This window comes from Bradyrhizobium sp. CB1717, assembly GCF_029714325.1.
Taxonomy (GTDB): domain Bacteria; phylum Pseudomonadota; class Alphaproteobacteria; order Rhizobiales; family Xanthobacteraceae; genus Bradyrhizobium.
Genome location: NZ_CP121666.1, coordinates 8,715,759 through 8,731,552, shown reverse-complemented (window position 1 = coordinate 8,731,552; position 15,794 = coordinate 8,715,759). Strand labels below are relative to the sequence as shown.

Below are 15,794 nucleotides of genomic sequence, written 5' to 3'. Positions count from 1 at the left end.
GCATTCCAATGACCGCCATGATCGACATCACTGACGCCGGCAAGACCTTTACGATGCACCTGCAGGGCGGCATCGAGCTGCCGGTGGTGCGCGGCGTGACCTTCCACGTCGATCCCGGCGAATGTGTCGTGCTGTCGGGTCCATCCGGCGCCGGCAAATCGTCGATCCTGAAGATGATCTTCGGTAATTACCGCTGTGATAGCGGCCGCATCGGCATCCGCCATCGCGGTGCGGTGATCGATCTCGCCACCGCCGAGCCGCGGCAGGTCCTCAATATCCGCCGCGCCACCATCGGCTATGTCAGCCAGTTCCTGCGCGCGGTGCCGCGCGTTGCGACCATCGACGTCGTCGCCGAGCCGCTGATCGTCAACGGCATGAGCCGGGCCGATGCGCAAGCTCGCGCCGGCGAGCTGCTGCACCGCCTCAACATTCCCGAAAGACTCTGGCAGCTTCCGCCCGCCACCTTCTCCGGCGGCGAGCAGCAGCGCGTGAACATCGCGCGCGGCTTCATCTCGGATCTGCCGATCCTGCTGCTGGACGAGCCGACCGCTTCGCTCGACGCCGCCAATCGCACTGTGGTGGTCGAGCTGGTTGCCGAGAAGAAACGCCAGGGCGTTGCCATGGTGGCCATTGTCCATGACGACGAAATCCGTCATCTGATTGCCGACCGTATCGTCGACGTCACCAGCTTTGCCGCCGCCGCCTGAAGGACATGGAAATGAAGCCAAAGGACACAGTGATCGCCAACGCCAGGATCGTGCTGGGCGACCGGGTGATCGAGCGGGGCTGGCTCGCGCTCGCTGACGGACGCATCGCCGAGATCGGCGATGGGACTGCACCCGCGGGCGCCGAGGATGCCGGCGGCGACCTCATCATGCCCGGCCTGATCGAGCTCCACACCGACCATCTCGAAGCGCATTACGTGCCGCGGCCAAAAGTGTTCTGGAATCCGGTCGCCGCCGTGATCTCCTATGACGGCCAGCTCGCCACATCGGGCATCACCACCGTGTTCGACTCGCTCCGGGTCTGGCGCGAGGACGGTGCCGAGGAAGTCGATGGCCGCGCCGGCGTGCTCGCTGCCGCCATCACCACCGCGCGCGAGGCCAGCCTGCTGCGCGCCGACCACTTCCTGCACCTGCGCTGCGAAATCCCGATGCCGAGCGTGGTCGAGGAAGCCAAGGAGCTGATCGACCGGCCCGACGTCAAGCTGATGTCGCTGATGGACCACACGCCGGGCCAGCGCCAGTTCCGCGACGAGGTCAAGCTGCGCGACTATTATCGCGGCAAGGGCGGCGGCAAGACCGATGCCGAGCTCGACGAGCTGTTCGCAAAGCGCTTCGAATATCAGAGGCTCTATGCCGCGGCCAACATGCGCGAGATCGTGGCGCTGGCCCATGAGTACAGGATCCCTCTGGCCAGCCACGACGACACCACCGAGGAGAACGTCGCGGACGCCGTGCGCGATCGCGTTTCGGTGGCGGAATTCCCGACCACGCTGGAGGCCGCGCGCGGCCTGCATCAGGCCGGCATCGACATCCTGATGGGCGCGCCCAACGTCGTGCGCGGCGGCTCGCACTCCGGCAACATCGCTGCGGTCGATCTCGCGCGCGAAGGCCTGCTCGACATCCTGTCGTCGGATTACATCCCGTCGAGCCTGCTGATGGCCGCGCTGCAATTGCCGGAGCATGTGCCGGCGATCAGCCTTCCGGCGGCGGTTCGCACCGTGACCAAGGCGCCCGCCGAGGCGGTCGGCCTCACCGATCGCGGCGAGGTGGCGACCGGCAAGCGCGCCGATTTGATCCGCGTGCATGTCGCAGGCCACGTTCCCGTGGTCCGCAGCGTCTGGCGCGAAGGATACCGCGTCGCATGAGCGAGATCGCGACCGCGACGCAGGATGAAGCGGGTGCGACCGGCCCCGGCCGGCTCGTGCTCGTGGTCGGCCCCAGCGGCGCCGGCAAGGATACTTTGCTGCGGCTGGCGCAAGCGGCCTGCAGCGACGATCCCGACATCGTCTTCCCGCGCCGTATCGTGACGCGTGCGTCATCGGCCGACGAAGACAATATCGCGGTGAGTCAGGACGACTTCCGCCGCGCGCGCGAGCATGGCGACTTCGCCGTGTACTGGGAGGCGCACGGGCATTCTTATGCGCTGCCGCTCGAGATCAACGACGACATCCGCGCGGGCCGCGCGGTCGTCGCGAACGTCTCGCGCACCGTGATCGCCGCGCTGCGTCAGGCCTATGCCAATGTCGTGGTGGTCGCGATCACGGCGCCGCCGGACGTGCTGGCGCAGCGCCTCGCCGCGCGCGCCCGGCACAGCGACGGCAACATCGCGGAGCGGCTGTCGCGCAGCGTCGATGATGCGTCGGCGCAGGCCGACGTCACCATCCTCAACGCCGGCAGCGCGGAGTATCACAGCCGCCAGCTCGTGCGCGTGATCAGGAACGAAGGCTGGCACGAATAGCTGGCGCAACAAGGAGAGCGTGGAAGATGACAGTGATCGAGACGGTCGAACAGCTTGAGGCCATCTACGGCGTCACCAATGACGCCTCGACCGTGAAAGTCGCCGACCACGTCACGCCGCTCTACCGCATCTTCATCGAGAAGGCGCCGTTCGCCGCGCTCGCCACCATCGGGCCCGAGGGTATCGACTGCTCGCCGCGCGGCGATCTACCCGGCTTCGTCCGCATTCACGATCCCAGGACGCTGATGCTGCCGGACCGCCGTGGCAACAACCGGGTCGATTCCCTGCGCAACATCGTGCGCGACCCCCGGGTGTCGCTGATGTTCCTGATCCCCGGCTCCGGCAACGCGGTGCGCGCCAACGGACGCGCGCATCTGTCGATCGATCCGGGCTTGCTCGACTCGTTCAAGGTCGAGGGCAAGGCGCCGCGCAGCGTCATGGTGATGAACGTCGAGGAAATCTACTTCCAGTGCGCCCGCGCCATCGTCCGCTCCGATCTCTGGAATCCCGACAAGCGCGTCGATCCGAAGACGCTGCCGACGCCCGGCCAGATCCTCGCCGAGATGAGCCAGAACAAGGTCGGCGGCGCGGAGTACGATCGCATCTGGCCGGAACGTGCTGCCGCGACGATGTGGTAGCTCTGTTTTCCCCTCTCCCCTTGCGGGAGAGGGTGGCTCGCCGCGATAGCGGCGAGACGGGTGAGGGGTCTCCATCCTTACGAAAAGCGTTGCGTGCGGAGAGAACCCCTCATCCGGCGCTTCGCGCCACCTTCTCCCGCAAGGGGAGAAGGAAGAGGAGCCTGCCGCTCCGCTTCAGTTAAACGCCATGCCGCCGCTCAGCGCGACCGTCTGCCCGGTCATGTAGGCATTGTCGACCAGCAGCATCACCGCTTTCGCCACCTCCTCCGGCGTGCCGAAGCGGCCGAGCGGGATGCGGCTGACGAGCTGAGGCTGGCCGCTCATCATGTCGGTCTCGATCAGCGACGGCGCCACCGCGTTGACGGTGATGCCCTCCATCACCAGCCGCGCCGCATAGCCGCGCGTGAGACCCTCCATGCCGGCCTTGGATGCATTGTAGTGCGGCCCGATCGAGCCGGCACCGCGCGCCGCGCCCGAGGAGCTGTTGACGATGCGACCCCATGTCCTTGCGCGCATCGACGGCAGCACCGCCTGCGTGCACAGGAACGCCGATTTTAAATTGACCAGGATGGTGCGGTCGAAATCGTCCTCGGTGAGATCGTCGACGCCGCGCGCGATCGCGATGCCGGCATTGTTGACGAGGATGTCGATCGGCCCGAGCCCGGCCGTGACGCGCTCGACCATATCGGCCACGGCCTCGGCTTGCGAGACGTCGGCGGCGACGACGATGGCGCGGCCGCCCTGCTTGCCGATCTCGCCTGCGAGCTGTTCGGCCTGGCCGATTCCCTCGCGGCAGTTGATGGCCACCGCTGCACCTGCTTCGGCCAGCGCACGACAGACGGCGGCGCCAATTCCGCGCGAGCCGCCGGTCACGAGCGCTGTGCGCCCCTTCAGAGTATCCGCCATGCCTGGAACCTCCCAAATCATCGGTCGTTCGGTTGCTCGAAGCGTATCATGCTTGCCGCTCGCGCGCGTTGAACTCATCGCGAGATGAATCCGTCTGTCAGCGCTTGCGGCGGGAGAAGCGCCTGAGCGCGCCGGTCCCAAATATGGATAGCCATTTCATTGACCAATCGCGCCAACCGCTCGATATTCGGAGCGTAGAGACTGCTCCTCGAGCTTGAAACCGCGATATGAGAACCGACCACCAGCGCAATCAGAACGACATGCAGGCATGCATGACGCTGCGCTGTTTCTCGGCGGCCACGGGCGCCTGTTGTTGCTGCTGACCGTCTCCTAGCAGCACCTCACACCGCAAATCCCAAGACTTGAACTTCCAAGACAGGAACGCCGAATTTCCGGCGAACGAGCAGCCATGTCCCAGACCCAGTCGAACGCCTACATCATCGAGATCCACGACTGCGCCGCCGGCATCATCACGAGAGATGAGCGCGGCTTCCGCTTCTTTTCCTCCGAGCGCCTGTTCGACAGTCTCGATGGCCGCCAGTTCCGCTCGGCCCGCGAGGCCGAGCGCGCCGCCCGTGCCGTGTTCTCCGAGCGTAGCCGTCGCGCGAGCTCGCAATTCCTCGCCAACTGATCTCACCGAAAGGACCGAGTCATGATTACCCGACGACACATCCTTGCAACGACGCTCCTGCTCGCGACCGCCCTTGCGGCCCCCGCGCGCGCCGAGGACAAGCCGGCGGAAATCCGCATCGGCACGCAGAAGGGCGGTTTCTTCCCGGCGGTACGTCAGCGCCAGACGTTGGAAAACGCGTTCAAGCCGCTGGGCATCGAGATCAAGTGGGTCGATTTCCAGTTCGGTCCGCCGCTGCTGGAAGCCATCAATGTCGGCAGCGTCGATTTCGGCTATGTCGGCGACTCCCCACCGATCTTCGCGCAGGCCGGCGGCGCCAAGATCCGCTACGTTGCCGCGGTGAAATCGGACGGCAACACCCAGGCGATCATCGTGCCGAAGGACTCGGCCATCAAGACGATCGCCGAGCTCAAGGGCAAGCGCGTTGCCTTCGGCAAGGGATCGAGCGCGCATAATCTCCTGGTCGCGGCGCTCGAAAAAGCCGGCCTCTCCTGGTCCGACATCACGCCGGCACCGCTTGCGCCGGCCGATGCGACGGCCGCCTTCGTCAAGGGCTCGGTCGATGCCTGGTCGATCTGGGATCCGTATCTCGCGCTCGCCGAATTGAAGGAGAGCGCGCGCGTCATCGCTTTCGACAAGGACGTGCACAAGCCGAATGCGTTCTACGTCGCCAACACGGATTTCGTGGAGAAGTATCCGGCGCTGGTCGCGAAGCTCAACACGACCTTTGCATCGGAGGGCGTCTGGGCCAACGAACACCACGAGGACGTCGCCAAAGCGCAAGCAGAGGCGACCGGCGTTGACATCGAGGCCGTCAGGCGGTTCGTGGATCGCTCCAACTTCCGCGTCGTGCCGCTGGATGCCGGAATTGCCGCAAGCCAGCAGGCCGTCGCCGACCGTTTCGCAAAGCTCGGCCTGATCCCGAAGCCGGTCAACGTCTCCGACATCGTCTGGAAATGGACGCCGGGCTCGTGAGCCGGCGCGACTGATCAGCCTTTGCGGCGCGCCCTGGTGCGTGCCGCCTTCTTTGCGGCGGCGGAGCGGACCTTCGATCCCTTGGTGTGGCTCGCTTTCCGCGCGGCGGCTGAGCGGGACGCGGCGGTTCGGCGGCTTGCAGCCCGCTTGGCCTGTTTCGACAGCGCGCCGCGCGATGCCGTGGAGCGCGGCTCCTTCTTCAGGACGTTCTCGACGGCGCGAGACACGTTCGGCCGACGCTTCGGCGTGCGTTTGCCCTGGCCGACCTCATAGGCATATTTGGCGCTGCGGCGCGTCGACTTCTTGGTGCGTCCCTTGCGCGGCGGCGGCAGATCGACGCCGGCGCGACGCGCCTCGGAGAGGCCGATGGCGATGGCCTGCTTGGTCGAGCGCGCGCCGTGCTTGCCTTTCCGGATCCTGTCGATCTCGTCCTTGACGAATTCGCCGGCCTGCGTGCTGGCCGACTTGCCGGCGCGCTTGTCCTGCCTGGCTTTGCGAATGATTTCCTGTCTTGGCATGGTCGAGTTCCCCTTCTTGATTCAGAGGGATGTCTGACCGCAACGCGCAAGGCAGGAGATCGATCCGCTTAGTTCCTCAGCGCCGCCAGCAGCTCATCCGGCCGCTCGGCCATGATCATGTGGCCGGCGCCGGGCACCACGACGGTCTTCGCATGCGGGATCGCGGCTGCAAGCGCCTTGCCCGCCTTGGCCGGCGTCATCATGTCCCGCTCGCCGAGAATGAGCGTCGTCGGCACCTTCACGCTCGCCGCAGCGGCAAGCGCATTCGCGTAGGCATTGCAGGCCGACAAATCCCTGAACAGCACACCCGGCTCGCAAGCCTTCAGCACGGCTTGCGCGCCGCCGTGCATCCACAGACCCGGCGCGAGGCTGCCGCCGAGTTCCGCGTTGAAGCCGAGGCCCCAGATCGCGACCATGTCGTTGGCATCCTGCGAGTTGGCTTCGGCCGCCTTCAAGAGATCCGGGCCGACCGTCATGGTCGCGGCGGTGCCGATCAGGCTCAGCGCCGAGACCTTGTCGGGATGCCGCGCCGCCGTCTCCAGCGAGATCAGCGATCCCATGGAGTGACCGATCAGATGCGCCTTCGCGGCGCCGGCGGCATTGAGCAGCGCCGCCGTCCAGTCGGCCATCTCTGAGATGCTGTCGAGCGAAGGTCCGGCGGAGCGGCCGTGTCCGGGCAGGTCGGGCGCCAGCACGCTAAAACCATGATGGGCGAACCAGCGCGTATGCAGCGCCCAGGTCGAATGATCGAAGCCGGCGCCATGGATGAAGACGACCGCGGGCAGCGACTTGTCGAAGTCGCGGCCCCCGGTTGCGACAAACACATCAGTGCCGTTGACGGAAAGCTTCATGATGTCAGGCCTTTTGGGAGATGCGCAGCGCTTGGTTGAGGTCGTCGATGATGTCGGAGGCGGTCTCGATGCCGACCGAGAGCCGCACCAGCTCTTCGCCGATGCCGGCGGCCTTGAGCTGCTCGGCATCCATCTGCTGATGCGTGGTCGAGGCGGGGTGGATCACCAGCGTCTTGGCGTCGCCGACATTGGCGAGGTGGCTGATCATGCGCAGAGATTCGATGAACTTGCGTCCCGCGGGCCGGCCACCCTTGATGCCGAAGGAGACGATCGAGCCGGCGCCACGCGGCAGCAGCGTCTTGGCGAGCTGATAGTCCGTGTGGTCCTCGAGCGAGGGATGCAGCACCCAGTCCACGGCCTTGTTGGATTTCAGCGCCTCCAGCACGGAGTGCGTGTTCTGCATGTGGCGGTCCATGCGCACGCCCAGCGTCTCCACGCCCTGGAGCAGCTGGAATGCGTTGGTCGGCGACAGGCAGGCACCGAAATCGCGCAGGCCCTCGGTGCGCGCGCGCATGATGAAGGCTGCCGTGCCGAACTGCTCGTCGAAGACGATGCCGTGATAGCCGCCATAGGGCTCCGTCAGCACGCCGAACTTGCCGGAGCCACGCCAGTCGAACCGGCCGCCGTCGACGATGGCGCCGCCGATCGCGATGCCGTGGCCGCCGATCCATTTGGTCGCCGAATGCATGACGATGTCGGCACCGAGCTCGATCGGGCGGCTGAGATAGGGCGTGGCAAAGGTGTTGTCGATCAGCAGCGGAATCTTTGCCTCATGCGCGATCGCGGCGACCTTGGGAATGTCCAGCACTTCCAGCCCGGGATTGCCGATGGTCTCGCCGATCACCAGCTTCGTGTTCGGCTTGATCGCGGCGCGAAACGCGCCGAGGTCGCGCGGCTTGACGAACGTCGTCGTGATGCCGAAGCGCGGCAGCGTGTGCGCCAAAAGGTTGATGGTGCCGCCATAGAGCGAGCTCGACGCCACGATGTGGTCGCCGGCGCTCAGCAGTGTAGCGATGGCCAGGTGCATCGCCGCCTGGCCGCTCGCGGTGCAGATCGCGCCGACGCCGCCTTCCAGCGCCGCGAGCCGCTCCTCCAGCACGCCCGTGGTCGGATTGGAGATGCGCGTATAGATGTGGCCGGCGCGCTCCAGGTTGAACAGCGCGGCGGCGTGGTCGGAATCCTGGAACACGTAGGACGTGGTCTGGTAGATCGGCACCGCCCGGGCACCGGTCGTGGGATCCGGATGCTGGCCCGCATGCAGGCTCAGGGTTTCGAAGGCAGGCGGCTTTGGCGCGGGCATGCGTGGCCTCGTTGATCGGTCGGTAAGGGTGGCCGTTGTGCCATAAAAAGGCGCGCGAAGTCAGCCATTGACAGCGCTGGGTTTGAAGCGAGCTCCAGCCGCGACGGCGGTGCACTCCCTCGCCCCGCTTGCGGGGAGAGGGTTGGGGTGAGGGGGAGTCTCCACGGGGACGGTGACTCGCGGAGACTGCCCCGCACCCGGAATTCAAGCTTCGCTCGAATTCCGGCCTCTCCCCGCAGGCGGGGAGAGGCGAAGCTAACCCCCGATCGCCTGCTCGATGATCCGCGCCTCCCGCAACAAAATCTCCGCGACCTCCTGCTCGCGCCGCGGCCCGAGCCTTGTGCGAACGGCGGAGACGGTCATCGCCGCGGCGGGCTGCCCGTCCGGGGTCTTGATCCAGGTCGAGATCGATTTCGTGCCCTGCACCAGGCCGATCTCCCTCATGCCGTATCCCAGCCGTCGCGCAGCGGTGACTTCGCCGAGCACCGTCGCGACATCGGTCCGATAGGCCTCGAACCGCTTCTCATTGGCCGCGACGATTTTTCGCGCCTCCGGCGTCGGCATCGCGGCCAGGATGGCGACGCCTGCGCTGGAGACGCCGAGCGGCCGGCGCGCGCCGACCTCGATCGACAGCACCTGGATCGGATAGACGCCGATCCTGCGGTCGACGCACAGCGTGTCGTTGCCGGTGCGCACGGTCAGGAACAGCGTGTCGCCGATCGCGGCGGATGCACGTTGCAGCGAGGGATTGGCGGCGATCAGCAGCCGCGACGGCCGGGGACGCGCCAGCGCGAGCTCCGGCACCTGGTTGCCGATCGCGTAGCGGCCGGTGCGCGCATGCCGCTCGACGATGCCTTCCTCGATCAGCACATGGACGATGCGATGCACGGTCGGGCGGGTGAGGCCGGTGGTCCGCACCACCTCGGCCAATGGCACACCGTCCTCGCGGCCTGCGGCAAGAATACGCAGCACCGCGAGCGCGCGCCGGATCGCTTGCGCGCCCTGCCGCGGTTCCATGGCGTTGCGGGTCAATCTGGTTCTGTCCATAATATGGACGAGAACGCCACAATTCACTCGACAGGTAAAGTGCGCATCTGGAGATTGCGCCGCGATCGGGATGCCGTGCGCGACGTCATCGGCACCGGATACTGGAATTGGAAGCGCTGCTGGGAGGTTAACATGAGATTAATCTGGATTGCCATCGCTGCTGCAGCCGCGATGCTGGCAGGTCCCGCGTCGGGCGAGCAATGGCCGACGCGCAACGTCAAGCTCATCGTGCCTTATCCCGCCGGCGGCAATGTCGACAGCGCGGCGCGCATCATCGCCGACAAGCTCCAGGAAAAGCTCGGCCAGCCCTTCATCATCGAGAACAAGGCCGGCGCCGGCGGCATGATCGCGGGCGAGGCCTTCGCGAAATCCGCGCCCGACGGCTACACGCTGTTCGTCGGCGCCAACGGCCCGGTGCTGTTTGCAACCGAAATCAACAAGCGCGAGGCCTATAACTGGAAGAAGGACTTCCTGCCGATCTCGACCATCTCGATGACGCCGCTGGTGCTCGAGGTGCATCCGTCGGTGCAGGCCAGCAACTTCAAGGAATTCATCGACCTCGCCAAGCGTGAGCCCGGCAAGCTGACCATGGCCTCGCCCGGCCCCGGCACCACCAACCATCTGCTCAGCGAGCTGATGCAGTCGAACCTCGAGCTGCAATGGGTGACCGCGCACTATCGCGGCAATGCGCCGGCGGTCAACGATCTGCTCGGCGGCCAGGTGCAGTTCGCATTCGACCAGCTCACGGTCAGTCTCCAGCACATCAAGGCCGGCCTGTTCCGCGCGCTCGCCGTCACCAGCCCGCATCGCCTGAAGTCGCTGCCTGACGTCCCGACCTTCGCCGAGCTCGGCTACAAGGACTTTGACGGCCAGACCTTTACCGGCCTGTTCGCGCCGGCAGGCACGCCGGCGCCTGTCGTGGACAAGCTGCACGAGACGCTGATCGCGATCCTGAAAGACCCCGGCGTCGTCGACAAGTTCGAAAAACTCGGCGGCGAAGCAACAGTGATGACGCCCGCGGAGTTCAGGGCTTATCTCGAGCGCGAGGACGCCAAGTGGATCCCGGTCGTGCGCAAGGCCAACATCAGGGCTGAATGATCGATGCGGATCGACCCCACCGAGCTCGGCGCCGAGCGCATCTACCGCCTGATGACCGGCATCGTGGTGCCGCGTCCGATCGCCTGGGTCACGAGCCTGTCAAGCAAGGGCGTGCTCAACCTCGCGCCGTTCAGCGCCTTCACCTTCGTCTCGCAGAAGCCGCCGATGCTCGCCATCAGCGTCGGCCGCAAGGGCGCCGACTACAAGGACACCGCGCACAACATCCTCGACACCGAGGAATATGTGATCCACATCGCCGATACACCCCTGATGAACGCGGTGCACGACAGCTCGGTCGAGCATCCGCCTGAGATCAGCGAGGTCGAGCATCTCGGGCTGGAGACGCTGCCTTGCGAGCGCATCAAGGTGCCGCGGCTTGGCGCTGCACCCGTCGCGATGGAGTGCCGCTTCCGGCAGTGCCTCGAATTCGGCGATGCCAAGAGCCGGCTCATCGTCGGCGAGGTCGTGATGTTCCATTTGCGCGACGGCCTCGTGAACGACGGCAAGGTCGAGACCAGAGCGCTCGACCCGATCGCGCGCATCGGCGGCCCGCGCTACGCCCGCCTCGGCGAGATCGTGACGCTGAACACCGTCTTCCAGACCCCCAAATCGAAAGACTGAGTGCGCGGGCCCGTCGCGGGCCAGGCTGCCTCAAGATCATCGGAGGAAATGACAATGCGACTCCTGAGCTATCTCCTGGACGGCGAGCCGCGCTATGGCGCGGCTGTCGAAGGCGGTGTGGTCGATCTGACCAAGCGCATCGGCCGCGACTATTCCGACGTGAAGGCACTGATCGCGGCCAACGCGCTGGCCGATGCGAAGGAAGCTGTCGCCGGGCAAAAGCCGGACTACGCGCTGGACAAGCTCGTCCTGCTGCCGCCGGTGCTGGCGCCGGAAAAGCTCTGGTGCATCGGCGTCAACTACGCCGAGCGCAATGCCGAGTACAAAGACAATTCGGACCTGCCAAAATATCCCAGCCTGTTCGTGCGCAGCATGTCCTCGATGACCGGCTCCGGTCAGCCGCTGGAGAAGCCGAAGGTTTCGGAGCAGCTCGACTATGAAGGCGAGCTCGTCATCGTGATCGGACAAGGCGGCCGCCACATCCCGCGCGAGAAGGCGTGGGCGCACATCTTCGGCATGACGCTGTGCAACGAGGGTACGATCCGCGACTGGCTGCGCCACGGCAAGTTCAACGTCACGCAAGGCAAGAATTTCGATCGCTCCGGCAGCATCGGTCCGTGGATCGTCACGGCGGACGAGCTCGATCCGCGGGGGCCGCATGACATCATCACGCGCGTCAACGGCGAGGTGCGGCAGCAGGACACCACCGAGCGGCTGATGTTCCCGTTCGATTTCATCATCTCCTATCTCTCGACCTTCGCGACGCTGAAGCCCGGCGACATGATCGTCACGGGTACGCCGACAGGCGCCGGCGCGCGCTTCGATCCGCCGCGCTGGCTGAAAGTCGGCGACGTCGTCGAGGTCGAGTCGAGCCGCATCGGCGTGCTGCGCAACACCGTTGCTGCGGAGCAATAAGATATGCTGGACGCCGCCACGATCGAACGCCTTGCCGCACGTCTCGATGAAGCCGAGCGCACCAAGACGCTGATCCCGATGTTCTCGAAAGAGTATTCGGACTTCAGCATCGAGGATGCCTACGCGGTCCAGCGCACCTGGACAAAACTTCAGCTCGGCCGCGGCCGCGTCATCAGGGGCCACAAGATCGGCCTGACCTCGAAGGCGATGCAGAACGCGGTCGGCATCAACGAGCCAGACTACGGCGTGCTGTTCGCCGACATGTTCTATGCCGATGCGACGCCGATCCCGTTCGACCGCTTCCACGCGCCGCGCATCGAGGTCGAGCTCGCCTTCGTGCTGAAGGCGCCGCTGCGCGGGCCCGATTGCACCATCTTCGACGTGCTCAACGCCACCGACTACGTCACGCCCGCGCTGGAGATTCTGGAGACGCGCATGCATCGCGTCGACCCTGAGACGGGCAAGACGCGCAAGGTGATGGACACGATCTCGGACAACGCGGCCAACGCCGCGCTGGTGCTCGGCGGCCGGCCGATCCGCCCGATGGATGCGGATTTGCGCTGGATCGGCGCGCTCCTGTTCCGCAACGGCGAGGTCGAGGAGACCGGCCTTGCCGCCGGCGTGCTCAATCACCCCGCCAACGGCATCGCCTGGCTCGCCAACCGCCTCGCGCCGCATGACGAATATCTCGCCGCCGGCGAGGTGGTGCTGGCGGGTTCGTTCACGCGTCCGGTCGACATCCGCCGCGGTGACACGTTCCACGCCGACTACGGCGCCTTCGGCTCGGTGTCGTGCCAGTTCGTCTGAAGCAACAACAAGCAGGGAGCGCATCATGACGGGTCAATCGCGGCGCAAGAGCATCCACATCGGCGGCTTCAAGCACGTCAACCCGATTCCAAACGCCTGCCGCATCGGCAATCTCGTGATGTCCGGCGTCATCCTCGGCCGCGATCCCGCGACCAATGCGATGCCCGAAAGTCTCGACGCCCAATGCGCCAACATGTTCGCGCATATGAAGGCGACGGTGGAGGCCGCCGGCGGCACCACCGACGACATCATCAAGATGACGGTGTGGCTGAAGGACCGCTCGCAGCGCGGCCCGGTCAATGTCGAGTGGCTGAAGATGTTTCCGGACGAGCATTCGCGCCCGGCGCGCCACGCGCTGCCGATGGACAACATGGATGGCGGCGCGCTGGTGCAGTGCGACTTCACCGCCGTGATCGACTGAGGAGTTTTGCGCATGCCGACCTATCTGCCGTTCGATCCCAACCCGCGCCGCCCGGTGAAGGCGCCGCCGCCAAAGACCATCGACAGCCAGTTTCACGTGCTGGGGCCGATCGACAAATATCCGGAGCGCCCCGGCGCGGCGTATCGGATGCCGACCGCAACCTGGGAAGCAGCGCTGCGCATGCACAAGACGCTCGGCATCGAGCGCGGCATCATCGTGCAGACCACGACCTACGGCGCCGACCATGCCGTCGTGCTCGACGGCCTCGCCGCGATGGGCCCGAACTATCGCGGCTGCGCCAATGCGCTGGTGTTCGCCGAGGCGAGCGACGCGTATCTTTCCAAGCTGCACGATGCCGGCGTGCGCGGCGCGCGCTTCAGCTTCCGCCAGGAGCTCGGCGCCGTGCTCTCGGATGCCGACTTCGCCCGCGCCATCGCGCGCATCCGCGAGCTCGGCTGGTACGTCAAGATCCAGCCGGAGAAGGACGGCATCATGTCGAGCGTCGCCAAGTACGAGAATCTCGACGTCCCCGTGCTGATCGACCACATGGCGCGCCCCGACCCCGAGGCCGGCAGGAACGATCCGAACCTGCGCAAGATGCTGGAGCTGCTGGCCAAGGGCAATTTCTGGGTCATGCTGTCGCTCGGCGAGAAGACCTCGAAGGCCGGCCCGCCCTATGACGACGTCATCCCGATCGCGCGCGCCTATATCGAGGCCGCCCCCGACCGCTGCGTCTGGGCCAGCGACTGGCCGCACCCGGTCTCCGTCAAGCAGCCGCCGAACGACGCCGATCTGCTCGAGCTGATGTACCGCTACGCGCCCGATCAGGCCGAGCTGGAAAAGATCCTGGTGCAAAATCCTGCAAAGCTGTTCGGCTTTCCGGACTAGTTGGGGCGTTCACGATCGGGGCGGATGTTGATGGTCTCGGCACGACGAAGGCTGCACCGCCAGTTTTGGACCTGTGCGGCGCTTGCCCTCATCGGAGGCATTGTCTCCGCCGGGACCGCGGCCGCCGGCAGCGACACCATCTCGCCCGTGATCGCATGTGATCGGCTCCAGTCGGAAGCTGGTCCGGCGATGCGCATCAGCGAAGCTCAGCCGCGTCCTGCGGCCGGTGGACTGCCCGCGCATTGCGAAGTGATCGCCTATCTGGACGAGCGCACCGGCGTCGACGGCCAGAAATTCGCCATCGGCCTGCATCTCAGATTGCCGGAAGCGTGGAACGGCCGCTTCGTGTTCCAGGGGCAGGGCGGCACTGACGGCGTCCTCGGCAACGGAGATGCGCTGCCCGGCGGCGGGCAGCCGAGCGCGCTCAACCAGGGATACGCGACGGTCACGACCGATGCCGGGCACAGCAATGCGCCGGGCCCGCTCGGCGGCGCCAGTTTCGGCCTCGACCCGCAGGCGCGGATCGATTTCGGCTATCGCGCCGACGACGTCGTGACGCGGCGGGCCAGGCAATTCATCCAGGCCTATTACGGCCGCTCGCCGACATATTCCTATTTCCTGGGCTGCTCCAACGGCGGGCGGCACGGAATGGCGCTCACGCAGCGCTTCCCCGAGCACTTCGATGGGGTCGCCGCCGGTGCCCCGGCTTTTCGAATGCCGGAGAAGGGACTTGCAGGAGCCGCCTCGACGCAAGGCTTCGCGGCGATTTCGCCGAAAGCTCCGGATGGCCGCCCCATTCTGGCGGAGGCGCTGTCGAGGGCGGATATGGAATTGCTCTCCAGGGCGGTCGTTCAGTCCTGCGATGAAGCCGACGGACTTGCCGACGGCATCATCGACAATGTACCCGCCTGTCGCTTTTCGCCGCGCACGCTGCAATGTCCCGCCGCGAAGACCGCGAGCTGTCTCTCCGCCGCCCAGGTCGCGGCGCTCGAAAACTATTTCGAGGGGCCGACCACGGCACAGGGCCGCCGGATCTACGCGCCGTATCCATACGACTCCGGAATTGCCACGGACGGATGGCGGCGCTGGATTCTCGGCACCGCGCCCGACAGCCGCGTCAACGCCTTCAACGTGTCCTTTGGCGCGACCCTGGCATATCTCTACATGACCCCACCCCATTCGCCGCTGGCGAGTGAAGCGGAGGCCGTTTACGACTTCTACCGCACCGTGGATGTCACGGCCGCCCATGCCAGGATTTTCGGCACGAGCGCGGCGATGCCGGAATCCTCCGTGCAGACGATCTCCGCAAATTCAGTCGATCTCTCCGCGTTCCGTCAGCGGCGCGGCAAGCTGCTGCTCTATCACGGCGTCAGCGATCCCACGTTCTCGGCGCTGGATACGCTGGACTGGTACAAGCGGCTCACCAATGCTGCGGGCGGAGAGAAGGAGACGGCCGAATTCGCCCGCCTCTTCCTCGTGCCCGGCATGAACCATTGCTCGGGAGGCCCTGCCACCGATAGCTTCGACGTGCTGACACCGCTGGTGGCCTGGGTCGAGCAGGGCCGCGCGCCGGACAGCATCGAGGCGCGCGCCGGTGCGACGACGCCCTGGCCGGGACGCAGCCGGCCGCTGTGCCCCTATCCTCGCCAGACCCGCTATCTCGGCAGTGGCAGCATCGAGACGGCCGAGAGCTTCATCTGCACCACCCCGTAGCG

Annotated in this window: 18 protein-coding genes; 13 read left to right on the top strand and 5 right to left on the bottom strand. The window is 66.1% G+C overall.

The features are described from left to right. Positions 1–8 precede the first annotated feature (8 nt). From phnL to QA649_RS40610, 4 genes are read left to right on the top strand one after another with little or no spacing between them, the layout of a single operon-like run. The gene (gene phnL, locus QA649_RS40625) at positions 9–707 is read left to right on the top strand and encodes a phosphonate C-P lyase system protein PhnL (RefSeq protein WP_283022052.1); all 699 of its coding nucleotides are present in this window, start codon (positions 9–11) and stop codon (positions 705–707) included. 5 nt (positions 708–712) lie between these two features. Further along, the gene (locus QA649_RS40620; RefSeq protein WP_283022051.1) at positions 713–1,870 is read left to right on the top strand and encodes an alpha-D-ribose 1-methylphosphonate 5-triphosphate diphosphatase; all 1,158 of its coding nucleotides are present in this window, start codon (positions 713–715) and stop codon (positions 1,868–1,870) included. After that, positions 1,867–2,463, top strand: coding sequence for a phosphonate metabolism protein/1,5-bisphosphokinase (PRPP-forming) PhnN (gene phnN, locus QA649_RS40615; RefSeq protein ID WP_283022050.1), 597 nt, complete (start codon positions 1,867–1,869; stop codon positions 2,461–2,463). The genes QA649_RS40620 and phnN overlap by 4 nt, the downstream gene beginning before the upstream one ends. 26 nt (positions 2,464–2,489) lie before the next feature. Next, positions 2,490–3,101, top strand: coding sequence for a pyridoxamine 5'-phosphate oxidase family protein (locus QA649_RS40610; RefSeq protein ID WP_283022049.1), 612 nt, complete (start codon positions 2,490–2,492; stop codon positions 3,099–3,101). Positions 3,102–3,275: 174 nt separating this feature from the next. Here QA649_RS40610 and QA649_RS40605 read toward each other — a convergent pair whose 3' ends face one another. Next, on the bottom strand, positions 3,276–4,007 hold the full coding sequence (locus QA649_RS40605; RefSeq protein ID WP_283022048.1) for an SDR family NAD(P)-dependent oxidoreductase: 732 nt from the start codon (positions 4,005–4,007) through the stop codon (positions 3,276–3,278). 409 nt (positions 4,008–4,416) lie between these two features. Between QA649_RS40605 and QA649_RS40600 the strand changes: the two genes are divergently transcribed. Together QA649_RS40600 and QA649_RS40595 are read left to right on the top strand one after the other, a co-directional pair. Then, entirely contained in the window at positions 4,417–4,638 is a 222-nt protein-coding gene (locus QA649_RS40600) for a hypothetical protein (protein ID WP_283022047.1), read from the top strand. 21 nt (positions 4,639–4,659) lie between these two features. Then, positions 4,660–5,613, top strand: a complete 954-nt coding sequence (locus QA649_RS40595) for an aliphatic sulfonate ABC transporter substrate-binding protein (protein WP_283022046.1) — start codon at positions 4,660–4,662, stop codon at positions 5,611–5,613. Positions 5,614–5,627: 14 nt separating this feature from the next. Here the strand turns inward: QA649_RS40595 and QA649_RS40590 are convergent, their stop codons facing one another. The 4 genes from QA649_RS40590 to QA649_RS40575 form a co-directional block, all read right to left on the bottom strand. Beyond that, positions 5,628–6,131: a DUF6496 domain-containing protein gene (locus QA649_RS40590; protein WP_283022045.1), complete on the bottom strand. Its 504-nt coding sequence runs from the start codon at positions 6,129–6,131 to the stop codon at positions 5,628–5,630. Positions 6,132–6,199: 68 nt separating this feature from the next. Beyond that, positions 6,200–6,982 (bottom strand): alpha/beta hydrolase, encoded by a 783-nt coding sequence (locus QA649_RS40585; RefSeq protein ID WP_283022044.1) that lies wholly within the window; start codon positions 6,980–6,982, stop codon positions 6,200–6,202. Positions 6,983–6,986: 4 nt separating this feature from the next. Then, positions 6,987–8,282 carry an O-acetylhomoserine aminocarboxypropyltransferase gene (locus QA649_RS40580; RefSeq protein ID WP_283022043.1) on the bottom strand — a complete coding sequence of 432 codons (1,296 nt, stop codon included), beginning with the start codon at positions 8,280–8,282 and terminating at the stop codon, positions 6,987–6,989. A 255-nt stretch (positions 8,283–8,537) separates the two neighbouring features. Then, positions 8,538–9,329, bottom strand: coding sequence for an IclR family transcriptional regulator (locus QA649_RS40575; RefSeq protein WP_283022042.1), 792 nt, complete (start codon positions 9,327–9,329; stop codon positions 8,538–8,540). A gap of 132 nt (positions 9,330–9,461) precedes the next feature. Between QA649_RS40575 and QA649_RS40570 the strand changes: the two genes are divergently transcribed. The 7 genes from QA649_RS40570 to QA649_RS40540 are packed head-to-tail and all read left to right on the top strand — an operon-like array spanning position 9,462 to position 15,792. Beyond that, a complete protein-coding gene (locus QA649_RS40570) occupies positions 9,462–10,427 on the top strand; it encodes a tripartite tricarboxylate transporter substrate binding protein (protein WP_283022041.1) in 966 nt (321 codons plus the stop codon). A 3-nt stretch (positions 10,428–10,430) separates the two neighbouring features. Further along, positions 10,431–11,048 carry a flavin reductase family protein gene (locus QA649_RS40565; protein ID WP_283022040.1) on the top strand — a complete coding sequence of 206 codons (618 nt, stop codon included), beginning with the start codon at positions 10,431–10,433 and terminating at the stop codon, positions 11,046–11,048. A 54-nt stretch (positions 11,049–11,102) separates the two neighbouring features. Next, positions 11,103–11,963 (top strand): fumarylacetoacetate hydrolase family protein, encoded by an 861-nt coding sequence (locus tag QA649_RS40560; RefSeq protein WP_283022039.1) that lies wholly within the window; start codon positions 11,103–11,105, stop codon positions 11,961–11,963. 3 nt (positions 11,964–11,966) lie between these two features. Continuing rightward, complete coding sequence (gene hpaH, locus QA649_RS40555; RefSeq protein ID WP_283022038.1) at positions 11,967–12,770, top strand: 2-oxo-hept-4-ene-1,7-dioate hydratase; 804 nt, start codon at positions 11,967–11,969, stop codon at positions 12,768–12,770. 25 nt (positions 12,771–12,795) lie between these two features. After that, the gene (locus QA649_RS40550; RefSeq protein WP_212341246.1) at positions 12,796–13,191 is read left to right on the top strand and encodes a RidA family protein; all 396 of its coding nucleotides are present in this window, start codon (positions 12,796–12,798) and stop codon (positions 13,189–13,191) included. A 12-nt stretch (positions 13,192–13,203) separates the two neighbouring features. Then, positions 13,204–14,079 (top strand): amidohydrolase family protein, encoded by an 876-nt coding sequence (locus QA649_RS40545; RefSeq protein WP_283022037.1) that lies wholly within the window; start codon positions 13,204–13,206, stop codon positions 14,077–14,079. A 24-nt stretch (positions 14,080–14,103) separates the two neighbouring features. Further along, entirely contained in the window at positions 14,104–15,792 is a 1,689-nt protein-coding gene (locus tag QA649_RS40540; RefSeq protein ID WP_283022036.1) for a tannase/feruloyl esterase family alpha/beta hydrolase, read from the top strand. Positions 15,793–15,794: the final 2 nt, after the last annotated feature.

Excerpts from the sequence above, each read along its gene's own strand:
- phnL (WP_283022052.1), top strand. The coding sequence starts at position 9 with ATGACCGCCATGATCGACATCACTGACGCCGGCAAGACCTTTACGATG.
- QA649_RS40620 (WP_283022051.1), top strand. The coding sequence starts at position 713 with ATGGAAATGAAGCCAAAGGACACAGTGATCGCCAACGCCAGGATCGTG.
- phnN (WP_283022050.1), top strand. The coding sequence starts at position 1,867 with ATGAGCGAGATCGCGACCGCGACGCAGGATGAAGCGGGTGCGACCGGC.
- QA649_RS40610 (WP_283022049.1), top strand. The coding sequence starts at position 2,490 with ATGACAGTGATCGAGACGGTCGAACAGCTTGAGGCCATCTACGGCGTC.
- QA649_RS40605 (WP_283022048.1), bottom strand. The coding sequence starts at position 4,007 with ATGGCGGATACTCTGAAGGGGCGCACAGCGCTCGTGACCGGCGGCTCG.
- QA649_RS40600 (WP_283022047.1), top strand. The coding sequence starts at position 4,417 with ATGTCCCAGACCCAGTCGAACGCCTACATCATCGAGATCCACGACTGC.
- QA649_RS40595 (WP_283022046.1), top strand. The coding sequence starts at position 4,660 with ATGATTACCCGACGACACATCCTTGCAACGACGCTCCTGCTCGCGACC.
- QA649_RS40590 (WP_283022045.1), bottom strand. The coding sequence starts at position 6,131 with ATGCCAAGACAGGAAATCATTCGCAAAGCCAGGCAGGACAAGCGCGCC.
- QA649_RS40585 (WP_283022044.1), bottom strand. The coding sequence starts at position 6,982 with ATGAAGCTTTCCGTCAACGGCACTGATGTGTTTGTCGCAACCGGGGGC.
- QA649_RS40580 (WP_283022043.1), bottom strand. The coding sequence starts at position 8,282 with ATGCCCGCGCCAAAGCCGCCTGCCTTCGAAACCCTGAGCCTGCATGCG.
- QA649_RS40575 (WP_283022042.1), bottom strand. The coding sequence starts at position 9,329 with ATGGACAGAACCAGATTGACCCGCAACGCCATGGAACCGCGGCAGGGC.
- QA649_RS40570 (WP_283022041.1), top strand. The coding sequence starts at position 9,462 with ATGAGATTAATCTGGATTGCCATCGCTGCTGCAGCCGCGATGCTGGCA.
- QA649_RS40565 (WP_283022040.1), top strand. The coding sequence starts at position 10,431 with ATGCGGATCGACCCCACCGAGCTCGGCGCCGAGCGCATCTACCGCCTG.
- QA649_RS40560 (WP_283022039.1), top strand. The coding sequence starts at position 11,103 with ATGCGACTCCTGAGCTATCTCCTGGACGGCGAGCCGCGCTATGGCGCG.
- hpaH (WP_283022038.1), top strand. The coding sequence starts at position 11,967 with ATGCTGGACGCCGCCACGATCGAACGCCTTGCCGCACGTCTCGATGAA.
- QA649_RS40550 (WP_212341246.1), top strand. The coding sequence starts at position 12,796 with ATGACGGGTCAATCGCGGCGCAAGAGCATCCACATCGGCGGCTTCAAG.
- QA649_RS40545 (WP_283022037.1), top strand. The coding sequence starts at position 13,204 with ATGCCGACCTATCTGCCGTTCGATCCCAACCCGCGCCGCCCGGTGAAG.
- QA649_RS40540 (WP_283022036.1), top strand. The coding sequence starts at position 14,104 with ATGTTGATGGTCTCGGCACGACGAAGGCTGCACCGCCAGTTTTGGACC.